This window comes from Bacillus sp. DWP3-1 (assembly GCF_049896565.1).
Lineage (GTDB): Bacteria > Bacillota > Bacilli > Bacillales > Bacillaceae > Bacillus.
The window spans coordinates 1-18491 of sequence record NZ_JAFCUN010000002.1; the positions used below are offsets into that span (position 1 = coordinate 1).

Sequence of the window (18491 nt, forward strand, 5' to 3'; positions counted from 1 at the left end):
CCCGTCTTCCGCTTATACCATCCACGCCGGGGTGGTGGAATTGGCAGACACACAGGACTTAAAATCCTGCGGTAGGTGACTACCGTGCCGGTTCAAGTCCGGCCCTCGGCATTATAAAAATAAGCGCCCGTAGCTCAATTGGATAGAGCGTTTGACTACGGATCAAAAGGTTAGGGGTTCGACTCCTCTCGGGCGCGCCATTAAGATCGGGAAGTAGCTCAGCTTGGTAGAGCACTTGGTTTGGGACCAAGGGGTCGCAGGTTCGAATCCTGTCTTCCCGACCATCTTTATGGGGCCTTAGCTCAGCTGGGAGAGCGCCTGCCTTGCACGCAGGAGGTCAGCGGTTCGATCCCGCTAGGCTCCACTTTTTAAAAGATTATTTTGATCATGGCGGTGTAGCTCAGCTGGCTAGAGCGTACGGTTCATACCCGTGAGGTCGGGGGTTCGATCCCCTCCGCCGCTATAAAGGACCTTTAGCTCAGTTGGTTAGAGCAGACGGCTCATAACCGTCCGGTCGTAGGTTCGAGTCCTACAAGGTCCACCATCTATACGGAGGAATACCCAAGTCCGGCTGAAGGGATCGGTCTTGAAAACCGACAGGGGTGTCAAAGCCCGCGGGGGTTCGAATCCCTCTTCCTCCGCCATATTTTTTAATACCCATATCATCGCGGGGTGGAGCAGTTCGGTAGCTCGTCGGGCTCATAACCCGAAGGTCGCAGGTTCAAATCCTGCCCCCGCAACCAAAATGGTCCGGTAGTTCAGTTGGTTAGAATGCCTGCCTGTCACGCAGGAGGTCGCGGGTTCGAGTCCCGTCCGGACCGCCATTTTCAAAAAGAATACTTGGCTCGGTAGCTCAGTTGGTAGAGCAACGGACTGAAAATCCGTGTGTCGGCGGTTCGATTCCGTCCCGAGCCACTTTTATAAAAAAATATTGACAGTATGGCGGTTGTGGCGAAGTGGTTAACGCACCAGATTGTGGCTCTGGCACTCGTGGGTTCGATTCCCATCAATCGCCCCATACATATTTTTGCGGGTGTAGTTTAGTGGTAAAACCTCAGCCTTCCAAGCTGATGTCGTGGGTTCGATTCCCATCACCCGCTCCATTTGTATATCCGTTCATGGGCCTGTAGCTCAGCTGGTTAGAGCGCACGCCTGATAAGCGTGAGGTCGGTGGTTCGAGTCCACTCAGGCCCACCATGATATTCCGCAGTAGCTCAGTGGTAGAGCTATCGGCTGTTAACCGATCGGTCGTAGGTTCGAGTCCTACCTGCGGAGCCAAATGGAGAAGTACTCAAGTGGCTGAAGAGGCGCCCCTGCTAAGGGTGTAGGTCGCGCAAGCGGCGCGAGGGTTCAAATCCCTCCTTCTCCGCCATTTATCTGGCCCGTTGGTCAAGCGGTTAAGACACCGCCCTTTCACGGCGGTAACACGGGTTCGAATCCCGTACGGGTCATGTTTAAAAGAGGTCTTGTCAAAGATCTCTTTTTTATTTTCTTCAAAAGGAAAGACCGCCATCATAGCGGTCTTTTTTTACATATTCATGGAATAGATCGTATAAGACAAGTATGTCGCAAAGAAGCCCCATAAGACATAAGGGATCAGTAAAATTGGAACGACTTTGCTTAGTTTACGCGAGACGATGACAAGTGCAAGTGCTGTCAGTGCTACAAGCAGGCAGTCGATCGTAGCGGCAAATAAATCTTTTTGTGTAAATTGAAAAAAGCTAAAGGCTTGATTAAATACGTAATTTAAAAGAAAAAGAATCCAAAATGGTAAAGTGATTTTTTGAAATCCGTACTTTCCATAAATGATCGCTGCAGACAACGAGATCAGAGCAAATAAGACAGCCCACACAGCACCAATTACACCACCACTTGGTGTCCATTCCGGTTTATTCAGTGCATCATACCACTCTCTGTCAATCGGAAACAAGAATCCGGCAATAGAGAATAATGCATATGTAATAAAGAAGACAACCACTGCCCAAATGATACTTTTTCTTGCCATTAAGAATCTCCTCCAATCAAATTCACTCTTAAAGTGATTTCCCAATCATTACATGATATAAACATAAAGCCCCCAATATGAGGGGACTAATGATTTTCTTCTGTATAAGGTTCTTCTTCGTACGGCTTCAAGTCACCAAATACCGTCATGACACCTTCTTCGTCTAATGCCTCTTCATAGGCTTCGTGGGCTTTATTTGGATATACCTTGCTTGCCTTGCCCTCAATATCAGCTGCTGCGAATCCTTCATAGCCCTCCACATAATCTTCATCTTCTGATTGCGTATACACATCATCGTATGTCAATGGAGGGAATTCCATATCGGACGGGGTATCAGAGTTTCCATAGCGTTCTACGTCTTGATAGGCATCCTCTCCATCGTAGGCTGCGCTTTCTTCATTTTCAAATTGACCTGATGGCGGACTTAATAAATCCTCTTCAATCGGACGGTTTTGTGAAACGGTTTGTTCTTTTGAATGCTCTGTGCATGTGACGGCACTAGGCAAGGCTTCTAAGCGTTCCTTTGGAATAGGGGCCTTACAGACCTTGCACAGGCCATAAGAGCCGTCTGTGATGGCTTGAAGTGCCTCATTGATGTCTAACAAATGTTCATGTTCCAAACTGTTTAACGCAATATCTTTCCCGCGTTCGAATAGCTCTGTCCCTTGATCACCTGGGTGGTTATCATAGGCTGACAGTTCTCCGAGCGAATCATAAGGAAATGATACTTTTTGTTCATCGTCATGGCTTTTAGCTTCGAGTTCTTGCTTTTCATCGAGAAGTCGCTGCTTCAAATGATGTAATTCGTCTTTAGACAACAAAGCGATCATCCTTTCATATCAAACATAATGTTAGTATGAGCAATTTTGTCTGCAAGACTAGTTCCAATTTGAAGCAATTCCTCATGAAAAAACGCCTGCGGCTGCAGGCGTTCTTTGTTACGCAATATAGTATTGTAAGATCAAAGCGATTGTCAGCAGGAAACCGAAAAATGTATTGGTTTGAGCTGTAGATTTCATGGCATTCATTAATTCAATTGGTTTTTCTTTTTGCTTAAATTCTTTGATAGCTGTATATGCTTTTGGCACACTGAGTAAAACAAGAAGACTCCAAAGGCCGACAATATCTGTGAAGATATAAACAAAAATAAGTACATATGAGACCAAAAACATGGAAAGTAAAATGTTCACTGCAGCTTTTCGCCCAGCAAGGATTGCAAGTGTTTTTCGTCCATTTTCTTTATCGCCGTCTAAATCGCGGATATTGTTCGATAGTAAGATGGCACCAACTAAAATAGAAATTGGTAGTGAAACGAGAAAAGCTTTAGATGTCAGTGTGCCTGTTTGGATATAGAAACTAATCAAGATGATTCCTAGTCCCATAAAAGCACCTGACACAAGTTCTCCAAACGGCGTATATGCAATGGGTACAGGGCCGCCGGTATAGAAATAGCCTGCTGCCATACAAATGAGTCCTATCAGTGCAATCCACCAGCTAGACATCATGCAAATATACACCCCTAGTAGTAAAGAAAGCGCAAATAGTGCATAAGCGAGGCCGAGGACTGTTTTTGGCTTCACACCGTTTCTTACAATGGCTCCGCCGATGCCAACAGATTTCTCGTTGTCCAATCCGCGAACATAATCAAAGTACTCATTAAACATGTTCGTTGCGATTTGGATAAACATAGATGCAAACAGCATAGCTAAAAATAGCCCAACATGTATTTGACCACTTGGAAGTGCTAGAACAGTTCCTAAAGTAACGGGAATAAATGCCGCTGTTAATGTATGCGGTCGTAGTAAATTCCACCAAATCCGCCAGTTCTTATCAGGCTTAATCGGTGAAAGCTGATCTGATATCGATTGATGCTGCATAAAATATACTCCTTTAAATAAAAAAATACGTACACGTCCAAATTCCAGTTTAGCAAAGTTCAAAAAGGTGTCAATATATTGATGCGATGAAACCGGAAAAAGATGTTTGCTAATCGTTGCCATATCGAGAGAAAGCTTGATCTTAGAACAGGACTTGCCATTTTTCCTTTAGATGCTCTCGTTAAAAGAAGCAGGAGCGAAAAAATCTAGAAAGCGTGATATAATAAGGATTCGAGGTTTTAAAAGCTGTTTTCTTTACTAAGTTCATCTGTTAAGGTTTATAATAGAAAAGCAGGTCATTCGACATACTCGAATGATCATGTATTTTTTCATTATGGTTTTATTTTTTTATGTTATTTCATGGATTTTGGAGGAATGTATCATGGTGACAACAGTGCAAAGTACTTTCCGGCAGGAAGCGCTTGCGACATTAGAAGAAGCGAATAACGTCAACCATGCTGTTTTGATAAGCTACTCCAGAAGAGTTGACGATCTGGATCCTCTTGCCTTTTTCCAAAGCGGCGAAGCGGATTTTTTAGGCGAGCGGTTTTTTTGGTCTGATCCAGAAAGCCAAATGATATTTTCTGGACTTGGCAGAGCGGCCGTCATTAAATCAACTGAGCAAGGCAAGGAACGATTTGATATAGTCCATCAAGAATGGGAACAGCTGAAGCAGCACATGTTCCATTTTCATGATGAGAAGGAGTTAAGGCAAGCGGCTGTTGGTCCGCTTTTATTTGGAGGATTCTCATTTGATCCGTATGAAGAGAAGGCGCGTCACTGGGAAGCTTTTGGCGAGGCTCATTTTTTTGTGCCATCGATGATGCTCACTGTCTCGAAAGAAGGCACGTTTCTTACGATCAATGAATGGAAGCAGGTGGACGGGAATGTTCATCAGCTCATTCAAGAATTAGAACAAAAAGCCTCTCATTTTGAAACATTACCGCTCAGACATGATGGACAAGCTGAACTTGTTCATATGGAAGAACTAGATGTGAAGGAATGGATGAAGGCGATCCAAGAAGCGACAGACCACATTCGTGCAAACGAATATGAAAAGGTTGTTTTAGCAAGAGAAGTCTTGCTTCACTATAAAAATCAAATAGAACTCGCTCCACTGTTAGCAGAATTATTAAAGCATCAAACAACGAGTTATGTATTTGCGGTTGAACAAGGAAGACAAGCATTTGTCGGAGCTACGCCGGAACGCTTAGTAAAAAAAAGCGGCGGAGAGGTCTTTTCATCTTGTTTAGCAGGTTCGATTGTTCGAGGAAAAGATGAAGCGGAAGATCGAGCATTAGGCGAGGAACTGCTGCATGATGAGAAGAATTTGATTGAACATCAAATTGTCGTCAATATGATTCAGCAAGCATTTGAGGCCAATTGCCTTCACGTGCACAAACCAAATCAACCTAGTCTTTATAAAACAAAAAACATTCAGCATTTGTTTACACCGATTGTGGGAGAAATTAAAAGCAGCTGTTCCCTCTTTTCATTAATTGAACAGCTCCATCCGACGCCAGCATTAGGCGGATATCCGAAGGAAAAAGCGGTTGAGGTCATTCGTGAAATCGAACCGTTGAAGCGTGGCTGGTACGCGGCGCCGGTGGGCTGGATTGACTCTCAGGATAATGGAGAATTTGCTGTCGCCATTCGGTCAGGTCTTATTGAGGAAGACCATGTTCGTTTGTTCGCTGGCTGCGGCATTGTAGAGGATTCCCTTGCAAAGCAGGAGTACGAGGAAACGCAAGTGAAATTAAGACCAATGCTATCTGCTCTTGGAGGTCGTCCGATTGAATAATCAAATCATGACAACATATATTGGCAGATTGATGGATGAATTTGTACAAGGTGGTGTGAAGGAAGCGGTTGTCTGTCCTGGTTCCCGTTCAACCCCGCTTGCGATGCTGGCTCTTGCCCATCAAGACATCAATGTTCATGTATTAGTGGATGAACGGTCTGCTGCTTTTTATGCGCTTGGTCTTGCAAAAGCAAGTCAAGCACCAGTGCTGCTTATTTGTACATCAGGTACGGCAGCTGCTAACTTTTACCCAGCCATTGTAGAGGCACATTATTCCCGTGTACCACTTATTGTTTTAACTGCTGATCGGCCGCACGAATTGAGGGAAGTTGGGGCACCTCAAGCGATTGATCAGCAATTCTTATTCGGTAAGTTTGTTAAATGGTTCACAGACTTAGCATTGCCAGAAGAAAGTCAGACGATGTTACGCTATGTTCAGACGGCTGCGGCAAGAGCAAATCATATGTCAATGCAAGAGCCGAAGGGACCTGTTCAGATCAATGTCCCTCTGAGAGAACCATTGCTTCCTGATTTGTCTATTGATCCTTTTGAGCGAGAAGAAACAGGCCGAAAAAAGGTCATAGCTGCAGGACAGGCTTTCCCAAATGATGATGTGATGTCTGAAATCGTGACGGTCATGAACCATTCCAAAAAGGGACTGATTGTGTGTGGTGAACTTCATACACAGGAAGAGAAAGAGGCAGTGTTACGTCTTTCGAAAGCCTTGCATATTCCGATTTTAGCGGACCCGCTTTCTCATTTGCGAAATGGTCATGAACATGCAGATCTTATTATTGATGCGTATGATTCATTATTGAAAGATGAAGCATTGCAGCAGCATCTATTGCCGGATATGGTCATTCGTTTTGGACCGATGCCTGTGTCCAAACCTTTATTCAAGTGGCTGGAAAAACATGTGGAAGTGAATCAGATTGTCGTTGATGCTGCCGGAGGTTTTCGAGATCCTGGATTAAGTGCTTCATACGTCATTGAAAGTGATGTGGCAACTTTTGTAGATGAAGTATTCAAGAGAGCGGATCAACGTGAGGATACAAGTTTTCTAAAACGCTGGCAGAATGTTAATTCTTCATTCAGAACGCATGCATCCCATTATTCTGATGAGAATCTGTCATTTGAGGGAAATGTGTACCGTCAGCTTCAGCATCTCTTGCCGAAGGAGAGTGTCCTTTTTATCGGAAACAGTATGCCGATTCGTGATGTGGATACATTTTTTGAAGCGCAATCGAAGCCTTTTCGGATGATGGCGAATCGAGGAGCCAATGGCATTGATGGCGTTGTGTCTACAGCACTTGGCACGTATGCGGCTTTGAAACAGCCAGTCACCTTAGTGATTGGAGATTTATCATTTTATCATGATATGAACGGTTTGCTTGCAGCTAAGCTGCTGGACATTCCGCTGACGGTTGTGTTGTTAAACAATGATGGGGGAGGCATCTTTTCTTTCCTTCCACAGGCGTCTGATGAACCGTATTATGAAAAACTCTTCGGTACGCCGACTGGACTGAATTTTGAGTATGCTTCGAAGCTGTATGGGGGAACCTATTCGAAACCGTCAACGAAACAAGAATTACATGATGTCTACATGGCACATATAGAAGAGCCTGGGCTTCATTTAATTGAAATTGAAACTGATCGCCATTCTCGTGTAAGCAAGCATCGTCAAATGATGGATGACATATTGGAAGAAGTGAAAAAAGAATGTCTTCTTTCATAATACGGATGCGTGATGGTGTGGCGTACGAGGTGGTGGATCAGAATCCATTGGCTGAGAATGCCACGCTATGCTTACATGGCTTCACTGGAAGCGCGGCTTCTTGGACGTTCTTGAATGGTTATATGGTGAATACAAGATTGATTCAAGTCAGCTTGCTTGGACATGGCCGCACGGACTCACCAGAAAGTATGAGAAGATATGCGATGTCGCATCAGCTGGCAGATCTTGCAGAGATTTTAAACCAATTAAAGCTTCACAAAGTGAATATTCTCGGATATTCTATGGGAGGACGTATTGCTTTATCATTTGCCTCTCGTTATCCAGATCAAGTCAACAAATTGGTCCTTGAGAGTACCTCTCCAGGGCTTCGCACTTTTAAAGAGCGGATGGCAAGACTCAAACACGATCATCAGCTCGCTCAGAAACTTAGACATGAAGGTTTAGTGAAGTTTGTGGATTTTTGGGAGAGTATTCCACTGTTTGCTTCGCAGAAAACTTTATCAGCTGAAACGCAGGCTCAACTGAGAGAGGGAAGGCTGAAAGCCAATCCACTTGGACTGGCTCGCAGCTTAGAAGGCCTAGGAACAGGTTCGCAGCCCTCTGTTTGGAAGGCTTTAAAGCATATGAATTTACCTGTTTTGTTGATTTGCGGAGCGCTTGATGAAAAGTTCTGCAATATCGCCAAACGTATGCAGCAGGAGCTTGAAGGCAGTCAATTCATATTGGCTGAGCAGGCTGGGCATACAGTTCATGTGGAACAACCACATTTTTTTGGTAAAATAGTAAGTGAGTTTATTACGCAAGATTAGAGGAGGAACTATTGATGGCTATTGAATGGCAAACTGAGCGTCAGTATGACGAAATTTTATATGAAACGTACAATGGGATCGCAAAGATCACGATTAATCGTCCACATGTACATAACGCGTTTACACCAAAGACTGTGAGTGAATTAATTGATGCATTTTCACGTGCTCGTGATAATTCAAATGTTGGTGTAATCGTACTTGCAGGAGCTGGCGGCAAAGCATTCTGTTCTGGTGGAGATCAAAAAGTACGCGGCCATGGCGGCTATGTAGGAGACGATCAAATTCCGCGTCTAAATGTATTAGACTTACAGCGTTTGATTCGTGTGATTCCAAAACCGGTGATTGCAATGGTTGCTGGTTATGCAATCGGCGGCGGGCACGTTCTTCACGTTGTATGTGACCTGACAATTGCAGCAGATAATGCGATTTTTGGACAAACTGGTCCAAAAGTAGGCAGCTTTGATGCTGGTTATGGTTCAGGCTACCTTGCACGTATTGTTGGTCATAAGAAAGCGAGAGAAATCTGGTACTTATGCCGTCAATACAATGCACAAGAAGCGCTTGATATGGGACTTGTCAATACAGTTGTACCATTAGAGCAGCTTGAAGAAGAAACTGTGAAGTGGTGTGAGGAGATGCTAGAAAAGAGCCCGACTGCTTTACGATTCTTGAAGGCTGCATTTAATGCAGATACGGATGGATTAGCTGGAATTCAACAATTTGCAGGAGATGCGACACTTCTTTATTACACAACAGATGAAGCAAAAGAAGGACGCGATTCCTTTAAGGAAAAACGCAAGCCGGACTTCGGTCAGTTCCCGCGTTTCCCTTGATTCAATCATATCGATGAAAAACAGCTTAGTGCATCAGACTAAGCTGTTTTCTTTTAAGAAGAGGAGGTGTCATGATGAAGCAACCTAATTGGCTGCTGTACCGTGCTTATTTAACGCCAGAAAGAGTCGCGCTCATTTATCAGGATAAAAAGTGGACATTTCGCGATTTAGCTGATGAAGTAAATGAGCTTTCTAATAGACTTGCAGATGCATCATTGAAAAAAGGGGAAACGGTTGGGCTTTTGATGAACAATCAGCCTCAAATGGTGATGCTTGTTCATGCTTGTTTTTCATTAGGATTAAAAATCGTGCTATTGAACAATAAGTTAACAAAAGCTGAGAGGCGCTATCAGCTTGAAGATGCAAAAGCAGCCGCTTTATTAACTGAACCTGTTTATGCCAGTGATCATAAAGGTGATCTCCCCGTTTATACAATGGAGACTTTACCTGAAGCAGGTCAAGATAATGAAAAGAAAATCGAGAGCGAATTTGATTTGAATGAAACAGCGACCATCATGTATACATCTGGCACAACAGGACGCCCAAAAGGCGTGGAGCAAACGTTTGGCAATCATTTTCATAGTGCCATTTCCTCTGCACTAAATATGGGCATCAGAGAGGATGACCGCTGGCTTATTGCACTGCCTCTTTTTCATATTAGCGGGTTATCCGCTTTATTTAAGTCTGTGATCTATGGGATGACTGTCGTACTTCATGAGAAGTTTGATGTCGATGAAGTAAAGGATTCTATTGAACAGCATCGTGTGACGATGATATCTGTTGTTCAAACGATGTTATCCCGTTTATTAAGCAGACTGGAAGAATGCCCGTCTTCTTTGCGCTGTCTTTTATTAGGCGGAGGACCTGCGCCTTTTGCGATACTTCAAGAAAGCAAAGAGAAAGGCTTCCCTGTGTTTCAATCGTACGGTATGACGGAAACCTGTTCACAAATTGTGACCCTTGCGCCTGAATTTAGTGTAGAGAAGCTTGGATCAGCGGGAAAACCCCTTTTTGGGTGTGAGCTGAAAATTCAAGATGGTACACGCACTTGTCGTCCTTTTGAGCATGGCGAAATTATGGTGAAAGGGGCAAATGTCATGAAAGGGTACCTTTACCGTGAAGAAGCAACCACAGCTGCCTTTGATCAAGGCTGGCTGAAAACGGGTGATATTGGCTATGTGGATGAGGAAGGGTTCTTATTTGTGCTTGACCGCCGTTCAGATTTAATTATTTCTGGCGGTGAGAATATTTATCCTGCTGAAATTGAAGCGGTTCTGTTAACACATCCGCATGTAAAAGAAGCCGGAGTGACGGGTATGTATGATGATAGATGGGGAGAGGTACCGGCTGCCTTTCTTGTCACAGACCATAAGATACCGGAGAATGAGCTCTATGCTTTATGTGAGTCGCATTTAGCAAAATATAAATGGCCCGCCGCTTTTCACTTTGTGGACGAGCTGCCAAGAAATGCGTCGAATAAATTGCAGAGGCACAGACTCAAATCAAAGGGGTTTTTAGATGATTCAAATTGAACGAGTGATTTTATATCATGTCACGATGAAGCTCAAGCAGCCATTTACAACAAGTCTTGGAACCATCTCAGAGCGTGAGTTTATTATTGTCGAGGTAAAAGATCAAACAGGATTGACTGGATGGGGAGAGGTGTCAGCCTTTTCTTCTCCATGGTATACAGAAGAAACCATTGAGACTTGCTATCATATGCTGAGAGCTTTCTTTATACCGAATGTACTGACACGCACCTTTACACACCCTTCAGAAATACCAGACAGCCTGTACCAATTTAAAGGTAATAGGATGGCGAAAGCGGGAATCGAAGCGGCTGTTTGGGATATTTATGCGAAGCGTGAGAATAAGTCGTTACGCGATGTATTAGGCGGCACCAAAGAGAGAATACCTTCTGGTGTTGTGGCGGGGTTAGGACCCATTGACGACATGCTGAAGCAAATTCAGCAATATGTTGACCAAGGCTATCAGCGTGTGAAGGTGAAAATTAAGCCGGGACAGGATATTGGACTTCTTAAAAAAATTAGAGAGTCTTTCCCTAACCTTCCATTAATGGCGGATGCAAACTCTGCTTATGAATTAAAGGATATTAGCAAGCTCAAGCAGCTCGATGACTTTCGTTTATTAATGATTGAACAACCATTAGCTGCAGATGATATCGTGGATCATCGCCATTTGCAAAAGCATTTAAAAACACCGATATGTTTGGATGAAAGTATTTGTTCTTTAGATGATGCTAGAAAAGCTGTAGAGCTTGGCAGCTGTCAAATTATTAATGTGAAGCCTTCACGAGTTGGGGGGCTGACAGAAGCCCTTAAAATCCATACATTCAGTAAGGAGCATCAAATTCCATTATGGTGCGGAGGGATGATTGAAACAGGCATTTCCCGCGCGCAGAACGTGGCACTTGCTTCCCTTCCTCAATTTACAATCCCAGGTGATATTTCAGCTTCATCAAAATATTGGGAGCAAGATATCATTTTTCCTGAAATCAAGGTTGAGAATGGTTTTATTGAGGTACCTCGTTCCCCAGGAATGGGCGTAGAAGTGGATTATCAAGCGCTTCGTTCTTTTTCAGATAAAATTGACGTGTTTACAAAACATGATTTTGTGATGTGAAAACGAGTGAATCACCTTTTGCACATCCAATAAAATCTATGTATAGTGAGAGAAAGTTTTTCCTTCCTGTCTCATCAAGAAAGAAAGAGCGGTGATCCGCTCTTTCTTACTCTTCTACAAGCTCGCTGTCGTAAGCAAGCTGTCCGATATAGTGATTCATTTCATTGGGCATGTCTGCTGCATGGCCATATTCATAATCCCAAAGGTTTAAAAAGGAGTGAGCAGCCTGATAAAATGCGGCTTCGTCCGCGTCATGAATTTCGTCAAAAAACGTTTGAAGCAGCCGATCGTGTTTCAATGTGAAGCGCCTCCTTTAATGAGACTTAAAGATCTTGTGGTTTAAACGTTTTACAATCCGTTTCTTCACTTTTTTCAGCCGTATTTCCTGTGTGGCTGACGACATAGATTGCATCTGCCCCACAGCGGTTTCCAGCATTCCAATAGGAACAGTTATTGACTTCACAAAGGATTTTTTGACTCATACAGATGACCTCCTTTTGAGTATGTCTTTCTTCTATAATGTAACCGAAATGAACCTCGTCCATTCATGTTAATCTTCCTGACGAATATAGCGCTTATCCTTCATAAACAATTTCCAGAAGAAATAGAACCCAGGGAATAAGATGATAAAACCTACTATATAGGTGATAAACAATGCTCTAAATGTGACAGGGTCTGTAAATCCAGACATGATTGTAATATCTGGATAGGCCATATAAGGCAAATGGGCACGTCCGTACACGTAGCTTGCTAAAAAATATTGAATGGTAATCGCAATGACAGCTAAACGGGGCCGGCCTTTCCGCTGCTTAAACCGGCTGTTTGGTAAAAATAGAGCCAGTCCTGCTAGCAAAAACATCAGGAGTGATACAAGAAGAATAGGAATGTTCTGCATCATTTTTGTGAACAGCCAATTGGCCTCGCTTCTTAATGTCAGCATGATAAAAAAGGCCATCAAGAGTGAAAGCGGACCCGTAATGAGAGCCCCTCTTCTATAAATGCTGTAAGCTTCATCTTCATCAGCCACATTCGAGAAATCAGCTAAAAGCAAAGACGAAAGAAAAAGGGTGCTGAAAATGGCAAAGCCGACAAAAGAATAGACATTTGCACTCGTAAAGACCAGTCCAAGATCTAATGAGTAGACGTTGTTCTCCTGAAAGATAAATCCACCATGAGTAATCGGAAGAACCATGATCAGGATGGACGGAATGATAAAGCCGCTTATCCCTGAAATGTAAGTAACCGCTTTTCGGTATTTTTTAGGGAGTGAATGAGAAAACACGAGAAACCCGCTTCGCAGTGCAAGAAGTAACAATATGATGCTGCCGGGTATTAATAAAACGGTACCAAGTACAAAGGTCGCACCTGGAAACAAGCTAAACAATGCGACAACAATCGCCACAATGAAGACGTTTGTCACTTCCCATGTTGGAGAAAGATATTTATTTGCAATATTAGCGGCCTTTGTTTGTTCTCTATTCATATAAATCATCGACCAAAATCCTGCGCCGAAATCCATTGATGCCATCACTGCATAGATAAAAACGAATCCCCATAAGATGGTGATTGCAATGAGCGCATCAGTTGTAACATCCATTTGCATCTAGATCGCTCCTTTTTAAGATTCTGTTAACCGTAGGTCTTCTTCAATCGAATGTTTTCTAAAGTAGTACGTCAGTACAATAACGGTTGCTATGCCTAAGATGAGATAGACAATGGCAAAAAGGATAAAGAGCGTACCGATTGAACCGGATGATGTGACGACCTCTGAGGTTTTGAGCATTCGATAAATGACCCATGGCTGACGGCCTGTACATGCAAAGATCCAGCCGAACTCAATGGCCAAAAGACTAAGGGGCCCGCCGAATAAGTAAAGAAAAAGGAGCCACTTCGGATAATGTTCGCGTTTTAAAATTTTACGGTAAAGCAGTGCTAACACTGCAAACAAAATGAGGACTGAGCCAATGATAACCATGCCGTTAAATAATGTGTGAATAAATAAAGGCGGCCACTCGTCACGAGGGAAATCATTTAAGCCTTTGACCACCGTATCAAAGCTATTTCCTGCCAGAAAACTAAGCGCCCAAGGGATTTCAATTGCTCCTTTAATTTCCTGTGAATCGGCATCAGTAAAACCACCTATTGCAAGAGGCGCATGTGATTGTGTTTCAAATAAACCTTCAGCACCGGCTAACTTTTCAGGCTGATATTTATACAGAAGCTGAGCAGACTCATGACCATTTAAGGCCGTAAGAAATGAGAAAAGGCCTCCTACAATAAGTCCAAGAAAAAGGGCTTTTCGATGAAAAGTATAGAGTTTCTCATTCTTTCTTGTTTTGAGCATTTTAAAAGCGGCCACCGAAGCAATCACAAAAGCACCTGTTGTAAAAGCAGACAGCACGACATGTGTCGCAGTCACCACAAAGCTTGGATTGAAAAAGGCCTTCCAAGGCTCGATATTTGTAATCTCTCCATTGACCATTTGAAAGCCAGCAGGTGTACCTTCAAACGCATGTACGTTTGTGATCAGAATCGCTGAAGCGGCTGCGCCAATCACGACAAAAATAACGGTAATGATGCGCATAGCAGGTGATAGGCGATCCGCTGCGTACACATAAATAGACATAAATAATGCTTCAATAAAGAACGCATAAATTTCAATCTGAAATGGCAGTGACATGACCTTTCCGATGACCTCCATAAAACCTGGCCATAGAAGAGCGAGCTGGGTACCAGCAATCGTGCCTGTTGGAATGGCGACACCTAACAAGACAGCCTGCGCTTTCGTCCACCGTTTGGCCATGACAGCATAGTGAGGATCCTTCGTTTTTTGGAAGATGAGTTCAGCTAACAAAATCATTAGCGGGATGCCGACGCCAAGCGAGGCATAAATAATATGAAAGCCCATGGTTGTGCCGAACAGGCTTCTAGCTAAAACGAGATCAGTCAATTTTTTCTCCGCCTTTCTTATCGCTTCTCTTTTTCATGATGTTATTATTCTCCACCATTTTTAGATTATTCTTCCTGACTAAGAAAGCTTGATTTTTGACAAGTTGTAAAAGAGGGAGTAAAATATAAATATAAAGCGTAATCATTACGTTTTGATAACGAAAGGAGTTTTGACATTGAAAAGAGATATTCATCCAACCTCACATGAAGTTGTATTTATGGACGTAAACAGCGGTTACCGCTTCTTGAGTAAATCGACAAAGACATCCAATGAGACAGTAGAATGGGAAGATGGGAAAACGTATCCTGTGATTAAAGTAGAAACAAGCTCTGATACGCATCCTTTTTATACAGGACGACAAAAATTCGGAGAAAAAGGCGGAAGAGCCGAGTTGTTTAAGAAAAAATATCAAATGTAATAAAAAGCACACCCTGCATTGGTGTGCTTTCAGCGTGTAGACAAACCCTCGCATTCGGTGTCAGTCCTGTGCGCCGATGCTCACGAATGTTAAATTCGCTCCGCAAAGGTAGCTGTCCTTCCTAGACTTCAAAGGTTTTCTATCACGCTGGAAAGAAGACAAAGGGCTAAAATAAACATCATTTTAGCCCTTTGTCTACAATCTAAAAGCACACCCTACAAATGGTGTGCTTTTTTGCAGCAAAAAACCCCGGATGATCACCCGAGGTTCTAGTAATTAATCATTTAAAGCGGTTTTTAAGGTCTTTAGATTTTGTTTCATTAAGCTGATGTAGCTTTCGCCATTTTTGGCATCATCTTCAGTAATAGATTCTAGATTTTTAAGTGTGAGGCTTTTTGCCCCAATTTCACTACGGATTGTATCTGATACTTTGCTGCTGACGTTGTTTTCAAAAATCACATATTGAATGTGATGCTTTTCAGCTTTTTGTACAATGCTTTCGAGCTGCTTTTGTGAAGGCTCTTCAGAAGCGGATAATCCTAATACACTGATTTGCTCAATGCCATAGCGCTTTTCCCAATAACCGTAAGCTGCGTGAGAAACAAGGATTTCTTTATGTTTTGCTTTAGATAACGTTGTGTTGAACTCTTGATCTAGCGATTGCAAATCCTTTTTTAGTTTTTCATAGTTTTTTGTGTATTCGTCTTTATGATCTGGATCTAATGAAACGAGAGTGTCCTTAATGTTTTTCGCCATTTGCTGTGCATAAACTGGGTCTAACCATGCGTGAGGATCTTTATCTCCATGGTCGTGTTCATCATGGTCATGAGCTTCACTTTCATGGTCGTGATCATGGTCTTCGCCTTCTTCATGTGAATGCTCTTCTTTTGTCGATAACAATTTGATGCCTTCGGCTGCTTTGACTGTTTTCACGCCTTGGTCTTTTAACGTAGAAGCGGTTTTATCAGCGAATGCTTCAGCTCCTGTACCGCTGTAGATGAAGGCGTCACCTTCAGCCATTTCAACCATCGTTTTTGAACTTGGTTCAAAGCTGTGTGCATCTGCATTGGCCGGGTACACACTTTGTGCATGAACGTGAGAACCGCCAATTTTTTCAGTGAAATCTTGGATCGGGAAGATCGTGGTGTAAATGGTTAGTTTCCCCTCTGCCTTTCCTTTTGAAGCATTTGTCCCCGTACTGCTTGAGCAAGCGGCAAGACCGATCGCAAATAAAGCAGCTGTTAAAATATAAAAGATTTTTTTCATGTAGAAATGTCTCCTCTCAATCTATTAGATAGAAATGATTACGATTTAATGTCCTGAGTTATTGTATCGTAATAATTACGATTTGAAAAGAGGAAAATAAAAAAATTTCATCAGCAGATGTTTCCTTTAAAAAAATGCGCTGCAAAACGTGACGAAATTTCTCACATTGTGCTATATTTATTTTTAAAAAAGATAAAGGAATGGGCAAACGTATGAAACTTTTAGATGAAATCATCGAATATAATCAACAGTTTATTGAAGAAAAGAAATACGAAGAATTTACAACAACGAAGTTTCCACAGAAAAAAGCTGTCATTCTGTCATGTATGGATACAAGACTTGTCGAGCTGCTTCCGCGTGCAATGAACATGAAAAATGGAGATATCAAGATCGTTAAAAGTGCTGGTGCTCTTGTTTCTCATCCATTTGGAAGTATCATGCGAAGCATTTTAGTGGCTGTTTACGAATTAAATGCTGACGAGGTTTATGTCATTGGGCATCATGATTGTGGTATGAGCAAAATAGACAGTCAAACACTTTTAAACAAAGCCATTGAGCGTGGTATTCCAGAAAAGCGTATTGAAGTACTGGAATACTCAGGAATCGACTTTAAACAGTGGCTCAAAAGCTTTAGTTCTGTTGAAGAGAGCGTGAAGGACAGTGTGTCCGTTGTAAAAAATCACCCGCTTCTTCCATCAGATGTGCCTGTGCACGGTCTTGTCATTGATCCTGGAACAGGCAAGCTTGACTTAGTCGTCAACGGATATGAAGAAAAATAAGTTATTTTTCCTTTTTCGGCGGGACAGGATCGATGCCGCCAGGGTGGAGCGGATGACATTTTAAAATCCGTTTGATGGTGAGCCAGCCGCCTTTTAAAGCGCCATGCGTTTTGATCGCCTCTAGCCCATAGTTTGAGCATGTTGGGTAAAACCGGCAGCTAGGCGGTGTAAGAGGGGAAATACATTTTTGATAAAAGCGTATGATGCCGATAAAAATTTGTTTCATAGAGGTTCCTCCTTGTCTGTCTTTCACAGTATAAGAAAAAAGGACAAGGAAGGAAAGTTTTATAAACTAAGCTGGTCGGAGAAATATGTTATAATATAGGAAATTGCAATTATAGGAGTGGTGATTATGCCTTCAGTTGAAAGCTTTGAACTTGATCATAATGCTGTAAAAGCGCCATACGTTCGTCATTGTGGCGTTCATAAAGTGGGATCAGATGGGGAAGTAAATAAATTTGATATTCGTTTTTGTCAGCCTAACAAGCAGGCGATGAAACCTGATACGATTCATACATTAGAGCATTTACTTGCGTTTAACATTAGAACACACTCAGAGAAATACGATCATTTTGATATCATTGATATTTCTCCAATGGGCTGCCAGACAGGCTACTATTTAGTGGTCAGTGGTGCACCTACTCCAAAAGAGATCGTTGAACTTCTTGATGCAACATTCAAGGATGCAGTTGAGGTAACAGAGATTCCTGCTGCAAACGAAGAGCAATGCGGCCAAGCGAAGCTTCATGACCTTGAAGGGGCAAAACGTTTGATGCGTTTCTGGCTTTCTCAAGATCAAGAAGAGCTCCTAAAAGTATTTGGTTAATAGATCATAAACCGGACATGTTGATGTCCGGTTTTTTGAATTCGATCATGAGATGTCAAAATAGGGGATATTTGTTAAAATGGACATGTCAGTAAAAGAAGGGGGAAACTCGGGATGCGAAAAATGTTGGGAATGATTTTGATGCTCATGTTACTAAGTGCATGTGGGAACTCTGCAGCAAATAGCGGCAAAGGGGAGGTGCCTGAGCTATTAGAAGTGAAGCTTACAGGACCTGAGCAAGTGGGGAAAAATGAAAGCGTTATAGTAAAAGCAGCTGTCACATATGGTGATACCCCTGTTGATGATGCAGACGATGTTCAATTTGAAGTGTGGAAAGATGGTGACAAAGATAACAGCAAGATGATTCAGCCAAAGAAAGAGAACAAAGGTGTATATGAATTGCATACAGCCTTTAAAAAAGATGGCCTTTATATCATACAAGTCCATGTGACAGCTAAACAGCAGCATAATATGCCGAAGACGAACATCCACGTAGGTGATGTGAAAAAAGAGAGTTCATCTACTGAAGCAGAAACCTCACATCATTAA

Annotated in this window: 19 protein-coding genes and 16 tRNA genes; 26 read left to right on the forward strand and 9 right to left on the reverse strand. The window is 42.6% G+C overall.

What is annotated here, in order from left to right; translation table 11 throughout:
- Window positions 1–25 precede the first annotated feature (25 nt).
- From ACP7A0_RS05340 to ACP7A0_RS05415, 16 genes are all read left to right on the forward strand, one after another.
- Window positions 26–111 (forward strand) — tRNA-Leu (locus ACP7A0_RS05340).
- A gap of 12 nt (window positions 112–123) precedes the next feature.
- Window positions 124–200: transfer RNA gene (locus ACP7A0_RS05345), tRNA-Arg, on the forward strand.
- A gap of 7 nt (window positions 201–207) precedes the next feature.
- Window positions 208–284: transfer RNA gene (locus tag ACP7A0_RS05350), tRNA-Pro, on the forward strand.
- A 7-nt stretch (window positions 285–291) separates the two neighbouring features.
- Window positions 292–364: transfer RNA gene (locus tag ACP7A0_RS05355), tRNA-Ala, on the forward strand.
- A gap of 25 nt (window positions 365–389) precedes the next feature.
- Window positions 390–463 (forward strand) — tRNA-Met (locus ACP7A0_RS05360).
- A 4-nt stretch (window positions 464–467) separates the two neighbouring features.
- Window positions 468–544, forward strand: a tRNA-Ile gene (locus tag ACP7A0_RS05365).
- A 7-nt stretch (window positions 545–551) separates the two neighbouring features.
- Window positions 552–644, forward strand: a tRNA-Ser gene (locus ACP7A0_RS05370).
- 22 nt (window positions 645–666) lie between these two features.
- A tRNA-Met gene (locus ACP7A0_RS05375) sits at window positions 667–743 on the forward strand.
- Window positions 744–747: 4 nt separating this feature from the next.
- Window positions 748–824, forward strand: a tRNA-Asp gene (locus ACP7A0_RS05380).
- Window positions 825–842: 18 nt separating this feature from the next.
- Window positions 843–915, forward strand: a tRNA-Phe gene (locus tag ACP7A0_RS05385).
- A gap of 27 nt (window positions 916–942) precedes the next feature.
- Window positions 943–1018: transfer RNA gene (locus tag ACP7A0_RS05390), tRNA-His, on the forward strand.
- Window positions 1019–1029: 11 nt separating this feature from the next.
- Window positions 1030–1103: transfer RNA gene (locus ACP7A0_RS05395), tRNA-Gly, on the forward strand.
- Between the two features lie 17 nt (window positions 1104–1120).
- Window positions 1121–1197, forward strand: a tRNA-Ile gene (locus ACP7A0_RS05400).
- 6 nt (window positions 1198–1203) lie between these two features.
- Window positions 1204–1278 (forward strand) — tRNA-Asn (locus ACP7A0_RS05405).
- Between the two features lie 3 nt (window positions 1279–1281).
- Window positions 1282–1372 (forward strand) — tRNA-Ser (locus ACP7A0_RS05410).
- Between the two features lie 7 nt (window positions 1373–1379).
- Window positions 1380–1451, forward strand: a tRNA-Glu gene (locus ACP7A0_RS05415).
- Window positions 1452–1528: 77 nt separating this feature from the next.
- Here ACP7A0_RS05415 and ACP7A0_RS05420 read toward each other — a convergent pair.
- From ACP7A0_RS05420 to ACP7A0_RS05430, 3 genes are all read right to left on the reverse strand, one after another.
- Entirely contained in the window at window positions 1529–2005 is a 477-nt protein-coding gene (locus tag ACP7A0_RS05420) for a TspO/MBR family protein (RefSeq protein WP_034620862.1), read from the reverse strand.
- 86 nt (window positions 2006–2091) lie between these two features.
- Entirely contained in the window at window positions 2092–2826 is a 735-nt protein-coding gene (locus ACP7A0_RS05425; RefSeq protein WP_106072585.1) for a TraR/DksA C4-type zinc finger protein, read from the reverse strand.
- Between the two features lie 117 nt (window positions 2827–2943).
- Window positions 2944–3882 (reverse strand): 1,4-dihydroxy-2-naphthoate polyprenyltransferase, encoded by a 939-nt coding sequence (locus ACP7A0_RS05430; protein ID WP_375566194.1) that lies wholly within the window; start codon window positions 3880–3882, stop codon window positions 2944–2946.
- A gap of 382 nt (window positions 3883–4264) precedes the next feature.
- On the opposite strand from ACP7A0_RS05430, the gene ACP7A0_RS05435 reads away from it, so the two are divergent.
- From ACP7A0_RS05435 to menC, 6 genes are all read left to right on the forward strand, one after another.
- Complete coding sequence (locus tag ACP7A0_RS05435; protein ID WP_034665263.1) at window positions 4265–5683, forward strand: isochorismate synthase; 1419 nt, start codon at window positions 4265–4267, stop codon at window positions 5681–5683.
- Complete coding sequence (menD, locus tag ACP7A0_RS05440) at window positions 5676–7418, forward strand: 2-succinyl-5-enolpyruvyl-6-hydroxy-3-cyclohexene-1-carboxylic-acid synthase (RefSeq protein WP_034665266.1); 1743 nt, start codon at window positions 5676–5678, stop codon at window positions 7416–7418. The genes ACP7A0_RS05435 and menD overlap by 8 nt, the downstream gene beginning before the upstream one ends.
- A complete protein-coding gene (gene menH / locus ACP7A0_RS05445; RefSeq protein ID WP_106037001.1) occupies window positions 7403–8227 on the forward strand; it encodes a 2-succinyl-6-hydroxy-2,4-cyclohexadiene-1-carboxylate synthase in 825 nt (274 codons plus the stop codon). Before menD ends, menH begins: the two co-directional genes overlap by 16 nt.
- Window positions 8228–8241: 14 nt before the next feature.
- The gene (gene menB, locus ACP7A0_RS05450; RefSeq protein WP_034665273.1) at window positions 8242–9060 is read left to right on the forward strand and encodes a 1,4-dihydroxy-2-naphthoyl-CoA synthase; all 819 of its coding nucleotides are present in this window, start codon (window positions 8242–8244) and stop codon (window positions 9058–9060) included.
- Between the two features lie 71 nt (window positions 9061–9131).
- Complete coding sequence (locus ACP7A0_RS05455; protein WP_106071951.1) at window positions 9132–10592, forward strand: o-succinylbenzoate--CoA ligase; 1461 nt, start codon at window positions 9132–9134, stop codon at window positions 10590–10592.
- Window positions 10579–11703, forward strand: a complete 1125-nt coding sequence (gene menC, locus ACP7A0_RS05460; RefSeq protein WP_106036999.1) for an o-succinylbenzoate synthase — start codon at window positions 10579–10581, stop codon at window positions 11701–11703. The genes ACP7A0_RS05455 and menC overlap by 14 nt, the downstream gene beginning before the upstream one ends.
- A gap of 106 nt (window positions 11704–11809) precedes the next feature.
- On the opposite strand, the gene ACP7A0_RS05465 is transcribed toward menC, so the two are convergent.
- The 4 genes from ACP7A0_RS05465 to ACP7A0_RS05480 form a co-directional block, all read right to left on the reverse strand.
- Window positions 11810–12001: a hypothetical protein gene (locus ACP7A0_RS05465; protein ID WP_034665287.1), complete on the reverse strand. Its 192-nt coding sequence runs from the start codon at window positions 11999–12001 to the stop codon at window positions 11810–11812.
- A gap of 25 nt (window positions 12002–12026) precedes the next feature.
- On the reverse strand, window positions 12027–12185 hold the full coding sequence (locus ACP7A0_RS05470; RefSeq protein ID WP_008360682.1) for a DUF1540 domain-containing protein: 159 nt from the start codon (window positions 12183–12185) through the stop codon (window positions 12027–12029).
- A gap of 68 nt (window positions 12186–12253) precedes the next feature.
- Window positions 12254–13300 (reverse strand): cytochrome d ubiquinol oxidase subunit II, encoded by a 1047-nt coding sequence (locus ACP7A0_RS05475; protein WP_181185487.1) that lies wholly within the window; start codon window positions 13298–13300, stop codon window positions 12254–12256.
- Between the two features lie 21 nt (window positions 13301–13321).
- Window positions 13322–14653 (reverse strand): cytochrome ubiquinol oxidase subunit I, encoded by a 1332-nt coding sequence (locus ACP7A0_RS05480; RefSeq protein ID WP_066030510.1) that lies wholly within the window; start codon window positions 14651–14653, stop codon window positions 13322–13324.
- A 175-nt stretch (window positions 14654–14828) separates the two neighbouring features.
- On the opposite strand from ACP7A0_RS05480, the gene ACP7A0_RS05485 reads away from it, so the two are divergent.
- Window positions 14829–15071 carry a type B 50S ribosomal protein L31 gene (locus ACP7A0_RS05485; RefSeq protein WP_034665302.1) on the forward strand — a complete coding sequence of 81 codons (243 nt, stop codon included), beginning with the start codon at window positions 14829–14831 and terminating at the stop codon, window positions 15069–15071.
- Between the two features lie 276 nt (window positions 15072–15347).
- Here the strand turns inward: ACP7A0_RS05485 and ACP7A0_RS05490 are convergent, their stop codons facing one another.
- On the reverse strand, window positions 15348–16337 hold the full coding sequence (locus ACP7A0_RS05490; protein ID WP_375566189.1) for a metal ABC transporter substrate-binding protein: 990 nt from the start codon (window positions 16335–16337) through the stop codon (window positions 15348–15350).
- A gap of 212 nt (window positions 16338–16549) precedes the next feature.
- Between ACP7A0_RS05490 and ACP7A0_RS05495 the strand changes: the two genes are divergently transcribed.
- Window positions 16550–17116 (forward strand): beta-class carbonic anhydrase, encoded by a 567-nt coding sequence (locus ACP7A0_RS05495; RefSeq protein ID WP_034665310.1) that lies wholly within the window; start codon window positions 16550–16552, stop codon window positions 17114–17116.
- 1 nt (window position 17117) lies between these two features.
- Here ACP7A0_RS05495 and yidD read toward each other — a convergent pair whose 3' ends face one another.
- Complete coding sequence (yidD, locus tag ACP7A0_RS05500) at window positions 17118–17342, reverse strand: membrane protein insertion efficiency factor YidD (protein WP_003217666.1); 225 nt, start codon at window positions 17340–17342, stop codon at window positions 17118–17120.
- Between the two features lie 126 nt (window positions 17343–17468).
- On the opposite strand from yidD, the gene ACP7A0_RS05505 reads away from it, so the two are divergent.
- Window positions 17469–17942, forward strand: a complete 474-nt coding sequence (locus tag ACP7A0_RS05505) for an S-ribosylhomocysteine lyase (protein WP_003217624.1) — start codon at window positions 17469–17471, stop codon at window positions 17940–17942.
- A 114-nt stretch (window positions 17943–18056) separates the two neighbouring features.
- Window positions 18057–18491 (forward strand): FixH family protein, encoded by a 435-nt coding sequence (locus tag ACP7A0_RS05510; RefSeq protein ID WP_106031918.1) that lies wholly within the window; start codon window positions 18057–18059, stop codon window positions 18489–18491.